The organism is uncultured Thalassolituus sp., from assembly GCF_950066645.1.
Lineage (GTDB): Bacteria > Pseudomonadota > Gammaproteobacteria > Pseudomonadales > Oceanobacteraceae > Thalassolituus.
This window is the reverse complement of the sequence record NZ_CATMFB010000017.1, coordinates 60,528-83,113: the sequence shown is the minus strand read 5'-3', so window position 1 is coordinate 83,113 and position 22,586 is coordinate 60,528. Positions and strand designations below refer to the sequence as shown.

Here is a 22,586-nt window from a genome sequence, read left to right as displayed (position 1 = left end):
GTGCTGCCCGTCACCGAAACCTCTGCCGTCAAACTCACAACCGCCCGGTATTTCACACCCAGCGGCCGTTCTATTCAGGCTCAGGGCATTGTGCCGGACATTATTGTTGAGCAGAGTGAAGTCACCCCAAATAAGCAACGCTTTTATAAAGAGTCGGATCTGCCGGGCCACCTGAGCAATCCCGACGAGAAAAAAGCGGCCGCTGAAAAAGCAGAAAAAGATCGCAATCAGGATCTGATAAATCGCGACTTCCAGCTGTACGAAGCGCACACATTGCTGCGTGGCGTCAGTATTCTGAGTCCGAAAAAAACTGCCATTAAGGAAAGCCAGGATTGAAAAAACTGCTGGCAGCTATTGCCTTCTGCACTGCCGCGGCGGTGCAGGCGGAGCCCTCGTTAATCGTCATTATTGACGACGTCGGCAACAACCGGTCACTCGGTAAACGCGCCGTCGAACTGCCGGGGCCTGTCACGCTGGCGTTCCTGCCGCATACCCCCTATGCCGCTAAACTGGCCGAAAAGGCGTCGGACCTTGGCCAGGGCATTATGCTGCACGCCCCGATGGCCAACGAAACCGGTGCAAAACTGGGCCCCGGAGCCATGACTGAAGATATGGACCAGCAGACCCTGCAACAGACACTGAAGAGTAGCCTTGACGCTATCCCACACGTACAGGGCGTCAACAACCACATGGGCAGTCGCCTGACACAGAAAGAAGACAGCATGCGCTGGGTAATGGACGTGGTCAGCGCACGCGGGCTGTACTTTATTGACAGCCTGACCAACCCGGCCAGTGTCGCGGCAAAAGAGGCGGACCATGCAGGCATCGCGGTAGCCCGTCGTGATGTTTTTCTCGACAACGATCGCAACGACGAAGCGCTGCAGGGCCAGTTTGACCGGGCACTGGAGATCGCCCAACGACGCGGCCATGCCATATTGATCGGCCACCCCTATCCCGAGACGCTGGATTTTCTCGAACAGCAGTTACCCGGGCTTAAAGAGAAAACCGGTGTACGCCTGATGCGCGCAGACCGGTTTTTAATGCAGAAGCAATGGCAGGCCGGTGAGCGCCCTGAAGAGCTCTCCCGGCTGCAACTGGATATCAGTGGCAGCTGATCAGAACTGATAACCCATACCGAGGTTAAAGCCATCGGTATTACCGGCATCGTCATTCTGCAGCTGATAGTCGGCTTTAAAGACCACATCCGGATGCGGATAGTAATTCACACCCAAGTCGCTCTGTGCAGCGCTCTCATCTTTTTCTTCTGACCACACACTGTGCCGGACGAAAAGGCCCCAGTTTTCCTGAGCTTTCCAGGAGGCTTCAAGATAACCGCCATCCTGTACGTCCTTACCCGCAGCTTTCGCTTCGTCACCTGCCACATCCCAGCGCGCATACAGGGCGGTCAGGGTGATCGGGGCCAGCTGATAGATCACATGCCCCCCGGCCAGCGTTGCGCTCTCCGCATACGAGGTCTCTGCACTCTGATCCAGATCAGGCTGGTATTGCGCATACGCTGCGAGTTCCAGACCGGGTATTCCGCGATACCGGACGCGCCCAGTCAGAGCCAGATTAAAAGCATCTGAATAGGAGGCCTTCTGTTTGCCCCCTTTCAGGTAAAACGGATCGGCCTCATCATTCGTGGTCGGGTCTTCTGTTTTCAGGCCTTCTGTCACCAACAGATCGTAGCTCAGGCCGCTGTCGAGACTCTGTGACAACGAAATACCTGCAGAGTACCAGGTGCTCGGAATAATGGATGTCTCAATGACCGGCCGCTCAACACCATAAAAAGTCGGCGGCTCGTGGGTTTCGTTAACGATACCCAGCGGCATCAGCATGACCCCGGTACGGAACTGCATATTCGCGAGCACATCTATTTCAACGTAGGCCTGCTCTATTTCGACCGCACCAAACTCACTGCCACCGCTGACGAGCGTGTGCTCTACTTCAAACTCAGACACAAAACGCACGCGGTCTGAATAGTCGTAACCGAAAAACAGCACCATACGATGCAGATCGAGCAGCCGCTGATCTTCGCCGTTGGCGTCCAGATGATTGTAATGCAGCTCACCGTAGCCACCGATGTGCACATTTTTTCCGCCCGCGTCACTCTGAGCATCGACGGTATCTGCCAGTGCGTCGAGTCGACTGTTCAGCATGGCTTCCAGCTCAGCAATACGTTGCTCCAGTTCTTCGCGACTGACATTTTCTGCAAATGCCGGAGCAACCGAGGCAAGCATAAGTGCTAAAGCGAGTGGTCTCATTGAAGTCTTCATCATTTTCTTTCCTTCCGTTCAGTCGCCATCACTGAAATTGATCCCCAACTGCACAGCCAGTGCATCAGGAATATCGCGTTTAAAATTACCATCCAGCAGAGCGCAGGCGGTGTTAAAGTCGGTTGTGTTTTTATCTCTGATCGCTTCGTACGCGCGGGCAAAATTTTCCTGTACAGTCGTTACCGCGGTGCTCTGACCCGCCGAATTCATCAGCTGATAAAAGCTGACACCGCTGTTTCCGGTGCCCGCGACAATCGCCTCAACGGCCTCGAGGGTTGCCTGCATCAATACCCAGGTTTCCCCGGAAACCGTCGCGGCTACAGAAGATACCGATCGCTGTTTAAGGTAATCCAGGTGCTCCTGCGCGCGGGTCAGTAATAACGTCAGTGGCTCACTGCCATCTTCAGTATCACCCGCGAGAAATAAGTCCCGGTAAGACGTTCCGGTGTTCTGGTAATCTGTTGTCCACTCGGTCTGCATATTGCTGCTGTAGCCCGCAACAATATTGTTTAAGCCGCGGATCACGTCACACTTTCTTGGTTCATCCCGATATTCGGTCAGCAAGTCATCGTTACTGGGTAACCCTGAACGCGTTTCAAACAATGCGACTTCTAAGGCAAGAATCCCGACCTTATTAAATTCTTTTGTACTGAAATAACTGCCATCCAGTTCGAACGCCCCCTCAACCATGGTTGAAATATCAGTACGCACCGTTGCCAGGTAGTTATTTCCACGCTGTCGCAGCGAGTCGATATACAGATAATCAGGAAAAACCACATCGTCGTTGACCGGACCAAACAGGTACGGACTGACGCGGTACCATGCCTGTGCCAGCGTGCGCCAGCCGTCCTGTACCTGAGTGAGACTGTCTGCCGAGATGTCACTGCAGAACGCTTCAATATCAGCACTCATACTGCTGCTCGCCTGCGCAAACGTATCGACGGCGGGAACAATGCTGTTGTCCGTCACCTGACGCAGTGCAGTGGCTAGAGTGGCATCCGTCAGAACCGGCTCATCATTCTGACGCTCTCCGCCACACCCCGACAGACCCAGAAATGCAGTAAATACCAGAGCAGCGCAGACAGACGTGCTCAAGGTGTAGTTCTTTTCTCTCATCATTTTTCTGCTCATCAGACGGAAACAGGTAAAGGCCCCAGGAGATGGTTATCCCAGCGCACTGTATCGGAATGTCGTCTCAGTGGTTTCAGTTCCTTCAGCGACACCGGATCGATAAAACGCATGTCTCCGGCAGAGTTTGTCACGACAAAACAATCGTGTTGCTGACTTAATGCGATGCCGCACACATCATGCAACGGGAAATACCCCAGAAGCTTGCCCTGGCTCAATTCCCAGAAGACCACGAGGTTACCGCGCGGACTGGTGACCCCGGCCACACCGTAATCCGGGTGTATGACAACACTGCCCATATAATCGCGCAGTGCGAGCCAGAGGTTTCCGGGCGCCTCTAACAGCTGCAGCGGCTCATCTGGGCGCCGGATGGCGACCAGTGCCCGCGGTTCAGTGTCGTCCAGCCATTGGCGCTGCACCTGCAACGCGGTGACCAGGGTTCCGTCCGGTGCTATGTCCAGATGGCGGATACTGGCCTTATTTTCGGGCAGTGAATATTTATGTATCAGGCGGCCATCTCTGCTGTCGATAAACACCAGTGACGACTGCACAAGCGCATTTTTATCTGCCGTGCGACCGTCGTCAGCCGACGGAGTTAATCCACCGTTGGCAATCGCCAGCGTGACACCGTCCGGCATCATTTTTATTTCGTGGGGCTCTGTTCCGTAACTGCTGAATTCTCCCAGCCAGGAAAAATCATGAGCATTGCGGATTCCGATCCGGCCGTCTCCACTATCGACGATTTCTGACGTAAACAGCCGCGCTCCGTCAGCACTGAAACAGGCATGTCCCTGAAACTGCCGTCCCGGGCGGACATCGAACAGCGTCAGATTCTGGTCCGCCATCAGCTCTGCCCCCTGCATTCCCGGACGGCGCGCCATCATAACAATGCGCCCATCGTCCGGGCTGACACACAGCCCATGACCGCGGAACCCGGTTTCCAGCAACCTGCTGTTGCCCTTGTCGGAAAAAACGGCCACGCCATTGCCATCGCTATGATCGCTTCCCGCAGACCACCAGTATTCATTCGCGTTTTCTGCACGCACAGCATAAGGCAGCCCTGCGAGAGAAAGCGTTGAAATAACCGATGCCTGCTGCAGAAAAGTCCGGCGGGACAGACTCATAAGGCCTCCACAAATATCTCAAGCTCGCGCCGCTGGACCATGGGCAACTGAATGAAATAATTACGCGCAGCAGCGGCTTCACCACCGTGCCACAACACCGCTTCTTCTACCGAGCGGGCACGACCATCATGCAGAAGGCTCAGACGGCCACCGGTCACTTTCCGCTGCAATCCCAGCCCCCACAGCGGCGCTGTCCGCCACTCGGATCCGGTTGCCAGAAAATCCGGACGTCCATCCGCCAGCCCTGGTCCCATATCGTGCAGCAACAGATCGGTATACGGCCAGATGGTCTGTTGCCCCAGATACTCCGCGCCGGGTAAACCTGCCGTCACAAAGGATGGCTGATGACACTGCTGACAACCGGCATCATAAAACACCTGACGACCAGCGATATGTTGCTCACCCAACCGGCTGGCCGGCACGGCTGAGTCTCGCACAAAGTTGACCGTCATATTCAGCAGGTTATTGGATAACTCTGTCCCTTCTTCGTCATTGCCGTCCGGTTGTTTAAGACACAGTGGTTGTGCCTGCGTACAGGGCTGATGAGGGAACAATGCATTGGTAATACCAATGTCGTGCGCAAATGCCGCGGCCACAATCACAGGCAGATCAGGACGATTCGCTTTCAGGCCAAAACGCCCCGCACGGATACTCTGCGAAACCGGATCCCAGACCTGATTACGACGCCCGGAAATCCCATCGCTGTTTTTGTCCTGCGGATCTGCCAGAGCATCCAGTGACTGTTCCGGAATCGCCGCCAACAGCCCCATACCATACATACCCGGGGCATTTCTGAGGCTCATCATAGTGTCAGACTGCAGCGGACCATTGCTGAGGTCACGGATCACTATTTCAGGTTTACGCAGTACCGTCTCATGCCCATCCGGGTAACGGAATTTTTCTTCCAGCCAGCGTACCGAGACATGCGCTTCAGCCTGCAGCTCTCCCGGCTGAGGAGGAATCCCCAACTGAGATGACAAGGAGACCGACTGGTTCTGAATCTGAGTGCCATACACGGGTTCAGGGTTTGCTCCTTCATGCTCATCAAGACCAGAAACGCTGATGCGGACAAACGCGGTGAAAAGCGACTCGCCCGCTTTGTCGGGCATTTCACCCCGACCACCATTGAGGTGACAGGCCAGGCAGCTACGCGCATTGAATAAAGGGCCGAGTCCATCACGCTGAGTCGTTGCTGTGGGTGCCTTCACCCAGGGCTGCTGAGCCAGTGCACGACCGGCATAAAACAGAGGTTTCTGAGTGTCGCTCAGTTGCGGCACAGGCAGATCAAAACGTACCGGGCGCGGCACAGCGACCGTAGCCTCGCCAGCGGGCTTGTGCTCCTGCGCCAGAGTACCCCAAGGCTCTGGTTCATGCGTACACCCCAAAGAAAAGGCAATCAGAATAAACGCAGAAAGCCGGCACAAGGCCGGCTTAAAGTTGCTCAGCATACGATCAGTCACAGCTTTCGGTTGGCGACTCAGTATCACAACCTGACGCTTCTTCATCGACGACTGAGCCGGAAATGTCCAGCGCCTCAGCAATGTTCGCGATGATCTTTGACTGCGCGTTCAGAGCGACAATCGTTTTTGCAACACTGCTGTCAGAGGTGCGGTTTTCAGCCATGATCTGAACATCGAACGGACTTCCGTTACGGGCTGCCGTATCAATCTCAGTGTAATAGGCAGCGGTAGTACTCAGAGCAGTTTCAATCTGAGACTTCAGCTGAAGTTCACCCATGGAAGCGAGCAGATCATCGAACCCATAACCATTTACGGCAGACGCGGTCTCGTTATCAGTACCGTCGAGTGTGCTGTCATAACCTGCGTAGGTGCCGTAATAGCTGTTTGATACACCTTCTGCATTCAGCCAGATATCACGGTGAGTGTTATCAGAGAAGCAGGAATGCTCGTCTTCCTGAGAGTTACCACTGAACGCAATCTGCATACGTTCACCCGCCAGTTCACCTTCAGACAAAGTACCCATACCGGTCAGGATTTCTGCCAGCTTCTCGCGGGCTTCCGCCTGCGAGCTGATGGTTGTAAATGCTGTACGGTACGTCGCACCTTCTACCCAGCCATCACGAACGCTTTTCAGGTCCGCAATCAGTTTCTCGACTGCTACTTCCAGGTACTTGTGACGACGGTGAGATTCAACCGATGAATCGTAGGATGCATCAACGTCGTCATTGCCAGACGCTGTGTCAGCATCGTAACTTGGAATAAAATCGCCTAGTGGACGGTCACCGCCTGCAGCATAGTTAGACGCACCTTCGGTTTTTACTGCCTCATCACGATCCGTACCATCGGTGGTACCCGCTGAGTCATTCAGGTCCTGACCCCACAGCAGGAATTCAATCGCGTGATAGCCGGCGATCACATCGTGCTCGTCGTCAGCGGTGGCCGTGTTCGACAGCAGGTCCTGGTCGATCACAATGCTGGTGTTACCGATGATGTTGGTCTTCGGAGAGGTGTCATCGAAGTTTTCAGAATCGACCGCACCACCGCCGTTTACGCCCGCGCCGTTAGCGGTCACACCAATCTGGTCGTCGCCGAAATCGCTGGTATTCACCTGAACATAGTCAATCAGCGCTTCACCCAGAGGCCAGGCATTGATATCGCCTTCCAGACCATCTTCACTGTCATAATCAGTTGAATCAATCGGGCTCAGACGGAAACGGTACACCTCAGTCTGACCGTAAGGTTCACGCGCCACCAGCCAGGCTTTTTTGGCCGCTTCCAGGTTTGCTTCAGACGGATCCGCGCGGAATGAGGCAAGTGCATCCTGCAGTTCTTCAGCCGTTGCGACTGAGTCGTTGTAAGCGGCCAGAGCAATATCGGCGTTGGTATCCAGCAGGGAACGAACATTATCGAGGTTGAGTTCGCCACTGGTGGTCAGGCCATTTGTTGCATCGTCATTGCTGCTATTGCTACCGCCGCCACACGCTGTCAGAAATACAGCAGTCGCCACGCCAATAGCGAGATGATTAAGTTTCATACAGAAGCTCCTTGAGATGGGCAGGACACCGCCCCAGTGAAAATGTCCCACGGATAATAGGGCTAATGATAATGATTAGCAACTTCGGAACTTAATCTATGTCATTACTTTTGCAGATTTATCGGCGTAAAATAAAAAATACCGTGATAAAGAGACCCTGGCTGATGAATCTGATCAGACCCTTCCTGCTGCTTACGCTGTCTGCCGCATTGCTGGCCTGCGGAGGCTCCGATAAAAAAGACAGTGTGCCCGCGCTGAACACCCAGGAGACACTGGGAGCGGCACTCTTCAACGATACCAACCTGTCCCTTAACCGTACGCAGTCCTGTGCCACCTGCCACATGGCAGACCATGCATTCGTCGATGCATCCACCGACAGCTCCGGGGCGACCCGTGCGGTATCTCTGGGCGATGATGGCGTATCCCTGGGAGACCGCAATACGCCGACGGCCATGTACGCAGCATTTGCTCCGGATTTTCAGTTCGCAGAGCGAAGCCGCTTCAACACTAATCAGGGTGGCTACACGGGCTGGCTTGGGGGTCAGTTCTGGGATGGACGGGCAACCGATCTGGAAGCTCAGGCCGGCGGCCCGTTTCTGAATCCGGTTGAAATGAACATGCCCGACAAAGCCAGTGTTATTTCCCGTGTTCTGGAAAATACTGACTATGCAGAAGCCTTTGAGTACCTGTATGGCGACAACATTTTTGACGACACGGAAGCGGCATATGACGCGCTGACAGCGGCCATTGCCAGCTTTGAACGGACCGCAACATTTGCCCCTTTCAGCTCAAAATACGACAAGTCACTGACCGGAGACTACACCTATAACCCGGCTTCATTGGCGACCACAGGTAAAGCACTATTTTTTTCCGGGCAATTTACCAACTGCTCTACCTGTCATCAGTTACAGCGGAACAATCACCGTGAAGAAACGTTCAGCGGTTATGAGTTCCATAATATCGGGGTTCCCGAAAATACGGCCGCCCGGACAGCCAATGGCAGCGCGGCAGGGTTTACCGACCTGGGTTTGGCCGCAAACGATGCCGTTGCAGATGCGAACAATCTGAGTGCACTTGAAGGAAAATTCCGGGTGCCGACCTTACGCAATATCGGCGTCACTGCCCCGTACATGCACAACGGCGTATTTGCCAGCCTGGACACTGTGATCCGCTTTTACGATAAGCACCTGGCGAACTCAGACAACACCATTAATCCGGAGACTGGAGTTGCATGGGCGTCACCGGAAATCGACAGAAATATTTCTTCAGTAATTCTGCAATCCGGACCCAAACTTTCTGACACAGACATTCAGGGCTTAGTGTGCTTTCTGTATAGCCTGACCGACGAGCAGTTTGAAGATCAGCTGCCCGCCGATGCGGCAGAGTGTGGCTTATAACCAGCGTATTTTTCGGAACAGGACCAGCAGACCTACAGCGATCATTCCCATGACGCCAAGCAGGTAGAAGTATCCATTTCTGGCGTGAAGTTCAGGGATATACTCGAAATTCATCCCGTACAGTCCGGCCAGGAAGCCGAGCGGGATGAAGATCGCGGTAATCACTGTCAGAACCTGCATCGTCCGGTTCAGCTGATGAGAAGCAATAGACAGGTAACCATCAATCAGGTCGCCACAGATCGAATAAAACATTTCTGTCATCGTGTACAGGCGATCAAAACGGTCATGCAGATCAGTAATGGCATGGCGCATCGGCTCATCAGAAATGGCGATCAGGTCGTATTCTTCGCTGCGCAACTCGTCGGTAATATTACGATGATAATTAAACAGCCGGCGCAACTTCACCAGCCGCGAACGGTACACCATTAATTCCCGCATCAGTTCATCATTACCATTGGTCACCAGCGAGTCTTCGATATCGCTCAGGTGACTCTCGAATTCCAGCAGCGCATCCAGATAAATACCGGCAGAGGTATGCATGATTTTGAGAGCCAGGTGACCGGCTCCCATGCGCAGCTGCGCAGCACCCGTATCATTAAACATACGGTTGACGCTTAACGCCTCTTTAGGATGGCGGGTAATCAGAATATTTTTTCCAACAAACAGCGCGATGGTCTGTGCTTCATGCTCCAGTTCCGCCGAGAAACTGGCAATACCGCGATACAGAATAAAAGTGTAGTTACTGAATTCTTCAATTTTTGGTGGATGGCGCGGACGCTGAGCGTCGTGAATCGCCAGCGGATGGCAATTCATCGACTTAAGAATTTCCAGTTCCCGCTCTTCACTCTCTGCTTCAAGATCCAGCCAGAGATAGGTATCCGGCTTGGAGCGCCACTCGTCGATCAGTTCGAGCCCCCCCTGAAGGGATTTGCCATTTTTGTAGGTCAGTAACGTACGGATCATAATCTCTCCTGAAGACCGAAGATCGCTCAGAATAACGTGTGTTGAATCCCGGCAATGGCTGCAAAGTCATCGCCTGTGAACTGAAAAATAGCCTCTGCCACCGGCTGTAGCTGCTTTTCCAGATAATGATTGTAGTCAATCGCCGACTGCCGGATTTCGACAGGCTCAGGGCCATTAACCGTGAGCATATAGCTTATCCAGCCACCACGCTCCTGATATTTCTCCGGCCGCCCATGATGCTTCAGCCAGTCATCCATTTTCGCAGCGGCCTTTGCATGAGGTGGCCGGCTTCTCTGATACATAGGTAGCGGCCGTTTCAGGCGCTTCCGGTAGGTCAGCTCATCATCGCGCTCTCCGGCAAGCAGTGCATCTACTTCTGCCTTCAGCCAGAGCTGATATGGCTCGCCATAGAATATCCGACGATACAGTTCTTTCTGAAAGCGCCGCGCGAGCTTAGTCCAGTCGCTGCGCACAGCCTCCAACCCCTTAAATACGAGCTGATTGTCGCTGGCAATGATCCCGGCATAACGCTTTTTACTGCCGGTCTCTTCTCCCCGGATCGACGGCATAAAGAACTGCCGGTAATGGGTTTCGTATTCCAGCTCCAGATAACTTTCGAGCCCGAAATCCGCCTTAAGTTCATCCTGCCACCAGCGATTAAGGTCACGGGCAAGGTTGCGCCCCGTCTCATCGGCGCTCTCGTCATCGAGGTTATCTCTGAGCCAGACGAACACAGAATCGGTGTCACCATAAATCACGTCGTAACCCTGCTGACGGATCCATTCAGACGTGCGCAGAATAATATCGTGACCACGCTTGGTAATAGAGGCTGACAACCGGGTGTCGTAAAAACGGCATCCCTCTGAACCCAACACGCCGTAGCACGATGCCATGATAATTTTAATCGCCTGAGAAAGAGGTTTATTCCCCCCAGATCTCGCCGCCTCCCGCTGTTCGCCCAGGTGTCGGATCAGATCCGGAAGAATATGTTTCTGACGATGAAAACGACCACCAAAATACCCGGGTACTGTGTCATCAACATCAGCGGCCATGCCTTCGACCAACCCCTGAGGATCAATCCGGAAGGTGCGGATAATCGAGGGGTACAGGCTTTTGAAATCCAGAACGAGAATGTTGTTGTACAGGCCCGGGCGCGAGTCCATAACAAAGCCACCAGGACTTTTCTCGGCGCTGTAGCCGTCTCCGATATCCGGCGCGACCCATCCGGCGCGATGCAGACGCGGCAGGTACATAAATTCGAATGCGGCAACCGACCCGCCCATGCGGTCAGGCAGCAGCCCTGTCATACGGGAGCGGGCGATCAGAAAATTAAGCAGATCGGTTTTATCGAATATATCCAGCACCAGCTCACAGTCTTTCAGGTTGTAACGGGCCAGCGCGGGTTTATCTTCGTCAAATAAACGTTCTATATCCCGCCCACGCTCGTCGCCTTTCAGCAGTTTGCCTTCGCCTAACAGATCACGGGCGACATCATCCAGTGCAAAACTTTCGAACTGCCAGGTTGCGTTACGCAGACACTCAATCCCATCCAGCACGACCCGACCCGCAACATGCACATAAAGGCGGTCTGACACCTCGCGCCACTCAACAACACTCTGATCACGGCCAAGTCGGAACGGAAGCTGATGCTCGTCAAACTTGCGCCGCAGAAAGGCCATATCAAACTGAATAAAGTTCCAGCCCAGTATCGCGTCCGGATCGTAGTCATTAATCACATCCAGAAAACGCTGAAGCAGCGCAGGCTCATCACTGACATACTCCAGTGACACAGTGTTCCTGCCCTCACCAATCATAATGACCCGCTCAAAATCGCGGGCAAAAAAGCCGATGGAGAAAAGGCGGTCTGGTTCCCCAGTGCGGGGATACGAGGTTTCAATGTCGACCGACAGACAACGCAGCGCAGGTTGGTAGCTGCCGCTTTTCAGCGCCGACAGATAAACGTCCTGCCAGCCGTCATGTCTTTCACTGCGCTCAGGAATCAGGTTGGCCGACCCCGTCACAAAGCGCTCCATCAGATAACGGTCTGTCGGGCGGATATCCAGCTCGCGAACAGGAATATCCTGCTCCCTGAGCACGTTACGCCAGCGATAGAGATATCCCGAAGGCAGATAACAGGCACAGGCCGGACGTCCATCAAACATCGACATTGCGACGTTACGCAGGGTAACAGGCCACCCGAGAGTGTCCGCCACCTGCTGTGCCCGCGCCATATCCGGGGCAGGAATAAAACACACGCACGGCTGTACGACACGGGTTCTGACCGGACCCTCAGGGGTAGACCACCAGAAAGTCAGGATGCTTGTGTCGTTTTCATCATGCCAGCGGCTGGATAACAGGAATGCAGGAAGCAACGTTTCGGAATTTCGTTTCTATACTGAAGAAACACGAGTCTATTGCAGGAGTGGATACATGACCACACCCCAGATCAGTCAGGACCCTCTATACCTGATGCTGAGGAACGATGATGTCGCCGGTTTTAACAAAGCACGGGAGAGCGGGCAGGCCTGTGACCTGAAGGGCTGTGACCTGCGCGGACTGGATCTCCGCAAAATCGAACTTAGCGGTATGGATCTGACAGATACCTATTTCCGTGGCTCAGACCTCAGAGGTATTGATTTCCGTGGTTGCAGGCTCGATGGCGCCAGCCTCGCGGATGCTAAGGTCAGTGGCTGTTACTTTCCTGCGGAAATCTCTGCAGAAGAAATACAGATGTCTGTAAAACTAGGCACCCGATTGCGCCACACAATTTAACTGTGACTCAGTTATCACCCCTGCGGCCAGACACTTTATCCCCTGTCAGAACGGCGTAAAGTATCGTCATTGATGAATTGCCCGCAGAGGCAAAGCACAGCGAGGAACTGATATGTACCTGACAGGAACCCACCCCGCCGACGGCATAGAAGAAATTACTGGCCGACTGCAGCAATTGACCCGCGAGCTGTTAAGCGGAATGGAGTTTACCCGACCTGCTGTGACTTATGAGTCTCTGGACGATCTGCACGAGCACTTCGACCGCGATTCTGTTTTTCTGGTCCTCGACGGCATCATTGAACTGAATCAGAACGGTGAAACCGTCATCAGTTATGAAGAAGGCGATCTGATTGGCCTGACCCAGGCCTTTCACCAGCAATCGCCGGTACTCTCCGCTGAAGGCTATGTCGAGCTGCAGCCGATCGAACGCGACCTGATGCTGCGCCATATATACAGCGATCCCCGTCGCCAGCATTGCTGGAGCCATCTGCTGATCACCAGCAACGCCCTGTTAACCAATCATCTGGCCCGTGTGATGCCGGATGAACGGGTGCCCGCCGCTGGTTTCCTCAATTTTGTAACCGGCGAGAACATCATTAACCAGGGCGATGAAGCCGATATGGTGTACACCATCATCAGTGGCGAAGCCGATGTTCTGGTCGATGGGGTAAACGTCGGTACGCTCGGCGAGGACGAAGTATTTGGCGCAATGGCGGTGTTCACGAAAGAGCCCCGGACTGCCACCGTCCGTGCGCGCACGCCGTGCTCAGTCATGGCCGTCCCCAAAGAAGATTTTAATGTCCTTATTCAGGCTCAGCCCCAGGCCGCTCTGAACCTGATTGAGAACCTTGCGAGACGGATATCGATAATGAACCAGCAGCTTCTTGAACAGACAGGAAGCGACAAAACCGGTCAGACTCAGCCAATTTAAAAATAAATGAGAATTATTATTGACTGCGAATAATTATCATCCTAGTATTCAACTCATCGGAGGGTAGCTCCTTCGATAATCAGCATTCAGGCGAACAGTTTTGAATGGTGATCTCTCTCATCAAGCTAATCACGGTTGCTTCGCCCCTCTTTATGAGGGGCATTTTTTTGCCCGCTCTCCGGGTATCCGTTGTATTCTCTCGCTGTATTTCTGCAACCAAGCTCTGAACTGATGACCTTCCGGACGCTCTGCACCTCCTCCGAACTGACCGAGGGCGAATCCCGCGGCTTCGAACCCGACGGGCAGGCACTTTTTATCGTGCGCCATCGCTCGCACGTATACGCCTACCGCAACCATTGCCCGCACCTGGGCATTCCCCTGGAATGGCAACCAGACCAGTTTCTGGACAGTGACGGCAGTCTGATTCAGTGTGCCATGCACGGTGCGCTGTTTCTGATTGACAGCGGACACTGCATTTCTGGCCCTTGTACGGGACAATCACTGAAAGCGCTTCCCTGTCGGGAGATTGATGGAAAGATCGAAGTCGACCTGACGCCTGAAGCTACAGCCTGACGGGCAGCAGCCCGGCCGCTGTCATTGCCGCTGGCGTCTGCGTAAAACTGACACTAACCGCCAGTACTTCCACGCCCCCTGCCACGACGTCGCGCAGTGCTGCCGCGTAGGCCGGATCGATATGTTCAGCGGCGCTGACCTCACGGATGCCTTCGTGCGGCACACAAAAGACCAGCACCGCGCGGTCGCCCTGCTTTTTCAGCTCTGCCAACCGACGCAGGTGCTTCAGACCACGCTCTGTCACGGCATCAGGAAAACACCCCAGACCATTGTCCTGCTCCAGCAGAGTGACGCTTTTCACTTCCACCCAGCAGCGCGCGCCGTCCGCTTTATGCAGGCAGAAGTCCAGACGACCATCTTCAACACGGGGCTCAGACTGCACCTCATCGTAACCGGTCAACCCGGGAATACGGCCATTACGAAGAGCCTCGCCGATCACGCGATTGGGCTGTGCCGTATTCACACAGGCACGGTAGCTGTCATCCACCAGCACCCATTCCAGGGTGTAGCGATATTTGCGCTTAGGGTTGGCACTGTCGGCCAGCCAGACCTTCCAGCCAGGCTCGGCACAGCGCTTCATAGATCCCGTATTCGGGCAATGGACAGTCAGCTCGGAGCCATCGTCCAGCACGACATCCGCGAGAAAGCGTTTATAGCGCCGGACAAGCGTGGCCGGGATCAGTTCAGCCGGATAATTCATAGTGTCTCCAGCCAGTTCCCGAGGCGCTCGATGGCCTCACGCAGTCGCGTAAGATCCGTCGTAAAGGCAAAACGAATATGACTGCCCGCCCGATACTCACCAAAATCGACCCCCGGGGTCAGCGCAACACCGGTTTCGCGGAGAATCCGCGCGCAGAAGCTCAGGCTGTCATCGGTAAAGCGGCTGGCGTCCGCGTACACATAAAACGCGCCCTCTGGAGCGACAGGTACGTTGAACCCAAGTGTCGGCAGTGCTTCAAGCAGATAATCGCGGCGCTCTGCAAGAATCTGCCGCCGCTCCTCGAGAATCGCCATCACGTCCGGGGTAAATGCCCCCAGTGCCGCATATTGCGCGGGGGTTGGGGGCGCGAGAAAGAGATTCTGCGCCAGAGTATCCATCGCCGGCACCCAGCTTTCTGGCACCACAGTCCAACCCAGGCGCCAGCCTGTCATGCCAAAGAATTTAGAAAAACTGTTCAGTACTACAGCGTCATCCGCCACGGAAAGCACCGTCTCCGGCGCGTCACCGTAGTTCAGACCCTGATAAATCTCATCGACCCACAACTCACCACCTTGCGCCTGACAAGCCTGGTTCAGTTGCTCAAGCTCACTCAGAGACAATACGGTGCCTGTGGGGTTCGCCGGCGTCGCCACCAGCGCCGCCTGAGTGTTCGCCTGCCAGTGCTGCTCAATATCCGCCGCTGTCAGCTGATATTTCTGTTGCGGCCCGCAGGGCACCAGCTGACCATGCGCCTCAAATACCCGGGCAAAATGGCGGTTACACGGATACCCGGGATCAGCCAGTAACAGACCGTCCCCCGGATTAAGCCGGGCAGCCGCAAGCAGTAACAGCGCACCCGATGCCCCGGGCGTCAGCAGAATCCGCGACGAGGCCACCTCAACACCAAAGCGTTCGTGGTAATACTGGGCCAGCCGCTCACGTAACTGCGGCAGACCAAGCGCAGGCGTATACCCTGTGTGCCCGGCCCTTAACGCCCTGATCGCGGCTTCTGTCACGGGTTCCGGGGTCGGAAAATCAGGTTCGCCGACTTCCAGATGAATGATGTCCTGCCCCTGAGCCTGAAGTGCATGCGCCTCGGCCAGAATGGCCATCACCTGGAAAGGCTGAACCTCTCTGCTACGCTTAGTGTTTACTGACATGATTCTCAATAAGTTCTGTTTACTGGCTTATTGTGACAGATCACCAGCCACTCACAACATGAGACTGAAAGTGGCCCATGTCACAGAGTGGCACTTTAAGCGACTAAAACCCTATATAAAGTATTGGCGATGATTGGTTTATCTGATAGTTTCCCCGCCTTACCTAAAAAGGCGCAGTGTTGCGTGATGACCTACTGAACAGGTGAGGCACAAGAGAAATGCCGCAAGATAAAAAAGAATTTGCCCTGTCTGACTTTACTCCATACGCCATCAAGGATGGTGAGGAGTACATGAACGAGGCGCAGCGTAACCACTTCCGTAGCATTCTGAGCAACTGGCGTCAGGAACTGATGGAAGAAGTTGACCGCACCAAAGAACACATGCAGACCGAACTCAACAACTACGCTGACCCGAACGATCGTGCCAGCCAGGAAGAAGAGTTCAGCCTGGAGCTGCGGACCCGCGATCGCGAGCGTAAGCTGCTGAAGAAGATTGAGAAGACCATCGACCTGATCGACAAAGATGATTACGGCTACTGTGAAGCCTGTGGCGTCGAGATCGGCATCCGTCGACTGGAAGCACGTCCGACTGCAGACCTCTGTATCGACTGTAAGACCCTGGCTGAAATCAAAGAAAAACAGCTCGGCGTCTGATCTTCTGCAAACGGCGGGGCTGATTCAGCTCCGCTGTCTGTACATTTCTTATGTCTGAATACCACGGACGTTTCGCCCCCTCTCCGACCGGACCACTGCACTTCGGCTCTCTGCTGGCTGCACTCGCGAGCTATCTCGACGCCCGGCATCATCAGGGGCGCTGGTCTGTCCGCATCGAAGATCTCGATCCACCCCGCGAAGATCCAACCGCCGCTGACTCAATCCTGCGCATTCTGGAAGACTATGGTCTCTTCTGGGACGGCCCCGTCATACGCCAGAGTGAACGTAGTGAGGCCTACGAAGAAACGCTGGCTCGGCTACGGCAGCAGGGGCTGGCATTTCCCTGTGCCTGTTCTCGCCGCCAACTGGGCGACCGCCTTCATCTGGGCATCTGCCCGACTCCCGGTCAGACAGATTTCGCCTGGCGCTTCCTCTGCCCTTCCGGTGAACTGACCCTGCACGATGGCCTGCAGGCTGATCACAGTTACCAGCTGGAACAGGATATCGGCGACTTTGTTATCCGTCGACGGGACACCTTATGGTCGTATCAGCTGGCTGTTATCACCGACGATGCCTTTCAGCAGATCACACATGTGGTCAGAGGCATAGACCTGATCGACTCCACCGCCAGGCAATACCTTCTGCAGCAGGCGCTGAAACTGCCTCACCCTGAATACAGCCATATTCCGGTGGCCACAGAAGACAACGGTCAGAAGCTGAGTAAGCAGAATCTGGCGCTGCCGTTACGGGCTGCCGATGCTGCTGACGTGCTCTGGCAGGCGCTCGACTGGCTGCAACAACACCCGCCAGCATCGTTGCGCGGCGCTTCCTGCCAGACCCTGCTGGAATGGGCAACAGAACACTGGCAGATTGAGGCGCTGGCTGGCCTGACTCAACATCCTGCACCCGCGGGCTTCCGCCGCCGCTCCTGACCGGCAGCCTTTACTTTCTGCCGGGAGTTTCTGGCGCACCCGGGTTATGTGCTACTCTCTGGCCATCTCTCTGACGGACCGACAGATGTACGATTATCGTCTTGGCCTGCTCTTGCTGGTCGGCATTTATCTGATATCCCCGATTATGATGGACTGGTGGCTGGACGACCGCGCTGCCTGGTATCGCCCGTTTGGTATCTGGGCCCTTCTGATCGCTTTCTACATCTGGATCAACAGTAAGCAGAACAACAACGATGACCTTTAGTCTTGGCCAGCTCGCCTTACTCGTTCTGGGCTATCTGGCAGCCCTGTTTCTGACCGCATACGCCGTCGAGCGTGACTGGATTCCGCGCCGCTGGGTACGCCACCCGATTGTTTACGTGCTCTCTCTCGGGGTCTATGCCAGCGCCTGGGCTTTTTACGGCTCGGTCGGGCTCGCAAACCAATACGGTTACGGCTTTCTGGCGTATTACCTGGGGATCTCCGGGGCCTTTGTCCTGACTCCGGTGTTACTCAGCCCGATTCTTCAGATCACCCGGACCTATCAGCTCAGCTCGCTCGCTGACCTGCTGGCATTCCGTTACCGGTCGCGATGGGCCGGTATTCTGGTGTCACTCTTCATGCTGGCGGTCGTGATCCCGATGCTCACGCTGCAGATCACCGCCATTGCCGACACCCTTTATCTGCTTAACCGTGAGTGGCCTGTCGGTAATCTCGCATTTGCCTACGTACTGGTGATGATCATCTTCGCCATTCTGTTCGGCGCCCGCCATGTATCTCCGCGGGAAAAGCACGAAGGACTGGTATTCGCCATTGCGTTTGAATCCCTGCTTAAACTGGCCGCCATCCTGATACTGGGTGGCGTGGTCCTGTTCGGGATATTCCCTGAGGTCGGGGGGCTGGAAAAATGGCTGCAGGAAAACCAGGCCGTTCTGGCTGAACAACAGGTACGCCTGCAGGACGGGCCATGGCGCACCCTGCTGATGGTCTTCTTTGCCGCCGCCGTCGCGATGCCACACATGTTCCACATGGCCTTCACCGAGAACACAAACCCCGGGGCTCTGCGTCATGCCAGCTGGGGCGTGCCTCTGTTTATGCTGGTCATGAGCTTCTCAGTGCCGCCAATTCTCTGGGCGGGTTACTACCTCAATGTCGAGACGGACCCGTCGTACTTCGCACTGGGTATTGGTCTGGCCACCGAGTCGCCCTTTCTTACGCTACTGATTTTTATCGGGGGTCTGGCTGCCGCGTCGGGCATTATCATCGTGACGACGCTATCGACGGCAGCTATGTTCCTGAACCATCTGGTACTGCCCGTCTACAAGCCGGCACCGCGATATGACTTCTATCGCTGGTTACTGTGGATGCGCCGCTCCCTGATCGCAGTCATTCTGTTTCTGGCGTACGGTTTCTACCTGCTGGTCGGGGCCGACCTCGACCTCAGTCAGCTGGGGATTCTCGGGTTCGTTGCCTGCTCACAGTTCCTGCCCGGTGTGCTTGGCCTGCTCTACTGGCCAAAATCGAACCGCAAGGGCTTTATAGCCGGTGTCGTCACCGGGACCTTCACCTGGATCTACGCCCTGCTTCTGCCGTTCTGCGAACTGGCCCTCGGCTGGAACGTACCTTTCTGGCTACCGGCCACCGATGAGAGCAACTGGCACCTGGCCGCGATTTCGGCCATCAGTGTGAACTTCACGCTGTTCGTCATCATCAGCTTTGCCACTCGCCAGAATGCCGCAGAGGCCGCCGCCGCCGATGCCTGTTCAATTGATACGGTGTCCCGTCCATCGCGCCAGCCACTGGTAGCGAACAACACCAACGAAATCATCAATGCCCTGACCCGCCCACTGGGACGCTATGTTGCCGAGCGGGAGGTCTATCAGGCGTTAGAGGATCTCGAATTACCATCGTACGAAGACCGGCCATACGCCCTGCGCCGCCTGCGCGGACGTCTGGAAGCCAACCTGTCAGGTCTGATGGGCCCGACCGTTGCTCACGACCTCGTCAGCCGTTACCTGCCGTTCCGTGATGACGTTGAACTGACCGAAGACATCTACCAGATCGAACAGCGCCTGGAGGGCTTCCACAGCCGTCTCGGTGGTCTGGCCAGCGAGCTCGACAGCCTTCGCCGCTATCACCGCCAGACACTCGAACGTCTGCCTATGGGCGTCTGCTCACTGGCAGCCGACGGGGAAATCATGATGTGGAACCAGGCAATGTCTGATCTTACGAATACCGCTGCCAGCGATGTTACCGGATCACACATCAGCCGCCTGGCGTCACCATGGGGGCCTTTGCTGCAGGAGTTTCTGGTCAGCAAAGCCATGCACAAATACAAACACCGGGTGGAACACCGGGGCCGGCCACACTGGTTCAGTCTGCACAAAGCGCTGATCGAAGGCAGCAATGGTCAGCCCGGTGGCACCGTCATTCTGATGGAAGATCAGACCGAGACTCAGCTGCTCGAAGAAGAACTGATCCACAACGAACGACTGGCCTCCATTGGCCGGCTCGCTGCGGGTGTTGCGCATGAAATCGGCAACCCCATCACCGGGATCGACTGCCTGGCGCAGAGCATGAGGTATGAGACCGACAACCCCGAACTGCTGCAGATGGCAGACCAGATTCAGGAGCAGACTAAGCGGGTCACCCGTATCGTGCAGTCGCTGATGAATTTCTCTCACGCAGGGCATCACTCCACAGAACACGAGCTGGTCGACGTCTCGTACTGCGTCGACGAAGCCATGCAGCTTCTGCGTCTCAGCAAACGTAGTCAGGATATCACCTTCGTGAACGACTGCCCGCCGGCACTGGCGACCCTCGGCGATGCTCAGCGTCTCGTACAGGTGTTCGTCAACCTGCTGGGCAATGCCCGCGATGCGTCAGAGCCGGGCAGCAGTGTCTGGGTTCAGGGAGAAGCCGACGAAGAGCAGATCCATGTTATGGTACTCGACGAAGGGCACGGCATTCCGACCGAAACGCTCGACCGAATTTTCGAGCCCTTCTTCACAACAAAAGATGTGGGTAAAGGGACAGGTCTGGGCCTGTCCCTTGTCTACAGTATTATTGAAGAACACTATGGCCACATCACGATCGACAGTCCACTGGCGAACGGACGTGGAACCTGTGTTAAAGTCAGCCTGCCACGGGCTGAACAAACTGAAGTTACGGAACCCCATTAATGAGTCACATCTTAGTCGTTGAAGACGAAGCCATTATCCGCCAGGCCGTTCGACGCCTGTTGCAGCGTCACGACCACGAAGTGACGGATGTGGACTCACTGGATGCCGCCAAAGAGCAGGATTTTTCCCAGTTCGACATGATCATCAGCGATCTGCGTCTGCCGGGTGGCAACGGCACCGAACTGATCACTCTGGCCGGTAACACTCCCGTGTTAATCATGACCAGCTACGCCAGCCTGCGCTCTGCTGTGGACGCCATGAAGTTAGGCGCGGTCGACTACATCGCCAAACCGTTTGACCACGATGAAATGCTTCAGGCCGTTACCCGTATCCTCAGCAAGGGGAAAATGTCCTCCGAAACGCCGGTTGCGGTAGCAGGTGACGCCTCACCGGACCCGGAAGGCAGCAGCACTGGCATTATCGGCAGCTGCGAGCCCATGCAGTTACTCTTCCGTAAAATTTCTAAAGTGGCACCGACCGATGCGACCGTACTGATTCAGGGTGAATCCGGTACCGGTAAAGAGCTGGTCGCCCGTGCCCTGCACAGTCAGAGTCGTCGCGCCAACAACCCGCTGATCTCAGTCAACTGTGCTGCCATCCCGGAAACCCTGATTGAGTCCGAACTGTTCGGGCATGAGAAAGGCGCGTTTACCGGCGCAACTGCACAACGCCAGGGTCTGGTCGAAGCCGCAGACGGTGGCACTCTCTTCCTGGACGAAATTGGCGAATTACCGCTGGAAGCTCAGGCCCGGCTACTCAGGGTGCTGCAGGAAGGGGAAATACGCCGCGTGGGCTCAGTGCAGAGCCGTAAGGTCAATGTGCGCCTCGTCGCGGCCACTCACCGACACCTGAAAGAGCTGGCCTCTATGGGCGAGTTCCGGGAAGACCTGTATTACCGCCTGAATGTCGTTGAGCTGCATCTGCCACCGCTGCGTGAACGTGGTGAAGACGTCGTTGAGATTGCCACAGCCATGCTGACACGCGCCTGTGAGCGGATGCAGCAGCCCGCAATGCAGTTCAGTGACGAGGCCTTGCACGCCATCCGCACCTATCACTGGCCGGGCAATGTCCGCGAACTCGAAAACGCAGTAGAACGGGCAGTCATTCTGGCCGACGACAACAGCATCGAAGCCTCGCTGCTCGGTATTGAGGTCTCAGCTGACCGTTACCTCAGTGAAACCATGCGTAACAACCTCGTTGATACCAGTAACCCTTACCAGGCGGACGATCCGGCGAATGGAAATCAGGGGGATCTGTCTCTCGATGATTACTTCGTCCACTTCGTTCTCGAAAACGAAGCCTCGATGACTGAAACCGAACTGGCCAAAAAACTGGGCATCTCCCGTAAGTCCCTCTGGGAACGTCGCCAGCGCCTGGGCATTCCCCGCAAAAAAGGCAAGTAACCCTCCTTCTTCCGGCGCCTGCCCCCGACGCAGTCTTCTTCGCTGCTCCTCTGCCAACAGGCCTTCGCCTGCTGGCGGATTGTGACTCATCAAATTACACAGTGTTACCTAACATACAGAACTGTTACCGAATGGCTCAGATCTCGTAACACTTTAGTCGAAGTGTCTATAATTATAGACACCTGTAATTTCATAACCCATTGATTTATATGTATTTTGTATTTCTGGCACGGTATTAGCTAAATAAACAATATCAAGCATGTGTCCATAAACAAAAATAACAAAGAGGCAAAGCTTGAGAGTTTAGGGAAGGCGCACCAACAACAATAACAAAGCGCCTGTGGTTCCTTCACTCATAACAAGAACGACAATCGCCACCATTGATTGTTTCGAATGAG

The 22,586-nt window shown here is 55.1% G+C and carries 20 protein-coding genes; 11 read left to right on the top strand and 9 right to left on the bottom strand.

The window, feature by feature from the left end; all coding sequences use genetic code 11:
* Together Q1L85_RS14650 and Q1L85_RS14645 are read left to right on the top strand one after the other, a co-directional pair.
* On the top strand, positions 1-336 hold a 336-nt coding region (locus Q1L85_RS14650), incomplete at its 5' end, for a S41 family peptidase (protein ID WP_300433472.1).
* Positions 333-1,115, top strand: coding sequence for a divergent polysaccharide deacetylase family protein (locus Q1L85_RS14645; RefSeq protein ID WP_300424324.1), 783 nt, complete (start codon positions 333-335; stop codon positions 1,113-1,115). The genes Q1L85_RS14650 and Q1L85_RS14645, both read left to right, overlap by 4 nt.
* On the opposite strand, the gene Q1L85_RS14640 is transcribed toward Q1L85_RS14645, so the two are convergent.
* The 5 genes from Q1L85_RS14640 to Q1L85_RS14620 are packed head-to-tail and all read right to left on the bottom strand — an operon-like array spanning position 1,116 to position 7,522.
* A complete protein-coding gene (locus tag Q1L85_RS14640; protein ID WP_300433471.1) occupies positions 1,116-2,264 on the bottom strand; it encodes a porin in 1,149 nt (382 codons plus the stop codon).
* Between the two features lie 30 nt (positions 2,265-2,294).
* On the bottom strand, positions 2,295-3,395 hold the full coding sequence (locus tag Q1L85_RS14635) for an imelysin family protein (protein ID WP_300424326.1): 1,101 nt from the start codon (positions 3,393-3,395) through the stop codon (positions 2,295-2,297).
* An 11-nt stretch (positions 3,396-3,406) separates the two neighbouring features.
* The gene (locus Q1L85_RS14630; RefSeq protein ID WP_300424327.1) at positions 3,407-4,528 is read right to left on the bottom strand and encodes a DUF1513 domain-containing protein; all 1,122 of its coding nucleotides are present in this window, start codon (positions 4,526-4,528) and stop codon (positions 3,407-3,409) included.
* A complete protein-coding gene (locus Q1L85_RS14625) occupies positions 4,525-6,033 on the bottom strand; it encodes a di-heme oxidoredictase family protein (protein ID WP_300424328.1) in 1,509 nt (502 codons plus the stop codon). Before Q1L85_RS14625 ends, Q1L85_RS14630 begins: the two co-directional genes overlap by 4 nt.
* On the bottom strand, positions 5,981-7,522 hold the full coding sequence (locus Q1L85_RS14620) for an imelysin family protein (RefSeq protein WP_300424330.1): 1,542 nt from the start codon (positions 7,520-7,522) through the stop codon (positions 5,981-5,983). Before Q1L85_RS14620 ends, Q1L85_RS14625 begins: the two co-directional genes overlap by 53 nt.
* A 164-nt stretch (positions 7,523-7,686) precedes the next feature.
* Here Q1L85_RS14620 and Q1L85_RS14615 point away from each other — a divergent pair, with 164 nt between their 5' ends.
* Entirely contained in the window at positions 7,687-8,919 is a 1,233-nt protein-coding gene (locus Q1L85_RS14615) for a cytochrome-c peroxidase (protein ID WP_300424331.1), read from the top strand.
* Here the strand turns inward: Q1L85_RS14615 and Q1L85_RS14610 are convergent.
* Positions 8,914-9,882, bottom strand: a complete 969-nt coding sequence (locus tag Q1L85_RS14610; protein ID WP_300433470.1) for a magnesium transporter CorA family protein — start codon at positions 9,880-9,882, stop codon at positions 8,914-8,916. The two genes, Q1L85_RS14615 and Q1L85_RS14610, sit on opposite strands and share 6 nt — an antisense overlap.
* A gap of 26 nt (positions 9,883-9,908) precedes the next feature.
* A complete protein-coding gene (locus tag Q1L85_RS14605) occupies positions 9,909-12,254 on the bottom strand; it encodes a DNA polymerase II (protein ID WP_300424334.1) in 2,346 nt (781 codons plus the stop codon).
* A 58-nt stretch (positions 12,255-12,312) separates the two neighbouring features.
* Between Q1L85_RS14605 and Q1L85_RS14600 the strand changes: the two genes are divergently transcribed.
* The 3 genes from Q1L85_RS14600 (at position 12,313) to Q1L85_RS14590 (ending at position 14,158) form a co-directional block, all read left to right on the top strand.
* A complete protein-coding gene (locus Q1L85_RS14600) occupies positions 12,313-12,654 on the top strand; it encodes a pentapeptide repeat-containing protein (RefSeq protein WP_300424336.1) in 342 nt (113 codons plus the stop codon).
* 112 nt (positions 12,655-12,766) lie between these two features.
* On the top strand, positions 12,767-13,585 hold the full coding sequence (locus Q1L85_RS14595) for a cyclic nucleotide-binding domain-containing protein (protein ID WP_300424337.1): 819 nt from the start codon (positions 12,767-12,769) through the stop codon (positions 13,583-13,585).
* Between the two features lie 189 nt (positions 13,586-13,774).
* Positions 13,775-14,158: a Rieske (2Fe-2S) protein gene (locus tag Q1L85_RS14590; protein ID WP_300424338.1), complete on the top strand. Its 384-nt coding sequence runs from the start codon at positions 13,775-13,777 to the stop codon at positions 14,156-14,158.
* On the opposite strand, the gene sfsA is transcribed toward Q1L85_RS14590, so the two are convergent.
* Both sfsA and Q1L85_RS14580 read right to left on the bottom strand, forming a co-directional pair.
* The gene (gene sfsA, locus Q1L85_RS14585; protein ID WP_300424340.1) at positions 14,148-14,858 is read right to left on the bottom strand and encodes a DNA/RNA nuclease SfsA; all 711 of its coding nucleotides are present in this window, start codon (positions 14,856-14,858) and stop codon (positions 14,148-14,150) included. The genes Q1L85_RS14590 and sfsA overlap by 11 nt on opposite strands.
* Positions 14,855-16,018, bottom strand: coding sequence for a pyridoxal phosphate-dependent aminotransferase (locus Q1L85_RS14580; protein ID WP_300424342.1), 1,164 nt, complete (start codon positions 16,016-16,018; stop codon positions 14,855-14,857). Before Q1L85_RS14580 ends, sfsA begins: the two co-directional genes overlap by 4 nt.
* A gap of 218 nt (positions 16,019-16,236) precedes the next feature.
* On the opposite strand from Q1L85_RS14580, the gene dksA reads away from it, so the two are divergent.
* From dksA to Q1L85_RS14555, 5 genes are read left to right on the top strand one after another with little or no spacing between them, the layout of a single operon-like run.
* The gene (gene dksA / locus Q1L85_RS14575; RefSeq protein ID WP_300424344.1) at positions 16,237-16,671 is read left to right on the top strand and encodes an RNA polymerase-binding protein DksA; all 435 of its coding nucleotides are present in this window, start codon (positions 16,237-16,239) and stop codon (positions 16,669-16,671) included.
* A 50-nt stretch (positions 16,672-16,721) separates the two neighbouring features.
* On the top strand, positions 16,722-17,603 hold the full coding sequence (gene gluQRS, locus Q1L85_RS14570) for a tRNA glutamyl-Q(34) synthetase GluQRS (RefSeq protein ID WP_300424345.1): 882 nt from the start codon (positions 16,722-16,724) through the stop codon (positions 17,601-17,603).
* A 46-nt stretch (positions 17,604-17,649) separates the two neighbouring features.
* The gene (locus Q1L85_RS14565; RefSeq protein WP_300424347.1) at positions 17,650-17,868 is read left to right on the top strand and encodes a hypothetical protein; all 219 of its coding nucleotides are present in this window, start codon (positions 17,650-17,652) and stop codon (positions 17,866-17,868) included.
* Complete coding sequence (locus tag Q1L85_RS14560; RefSeq protein ID WP_300424349.1) at positions 17,858-20,785, top strand: sensor histidine kinase; 2,928 nt, start codon at positions 17,858-17,860, stop codon at positions 20,783-20,785. The genes Q1L85_RS14565 and Q1L85_RS14560 overlap by 11 nt, the downstream gene beginning before the upstream one ends.
* On the top strand, positions 20,785-22,188 hold the full coding sequence (locus Q1L85_RS14555; RefSeq protein ID WP_300424351.1) for a sigma-54 dependent transcriptional regulator: 1,404 nt from the start codon (positions 20,785-20,787) through the stop codon (positions 22,186-22,188). The genes Q1L85_RS14560 and Q1L85_RS14555 overlap by 1 nt, the downstream gene beginning before the upstream one ends.
* Positions 22,189-22,586 lie beyond the last annotated feature (398 nt).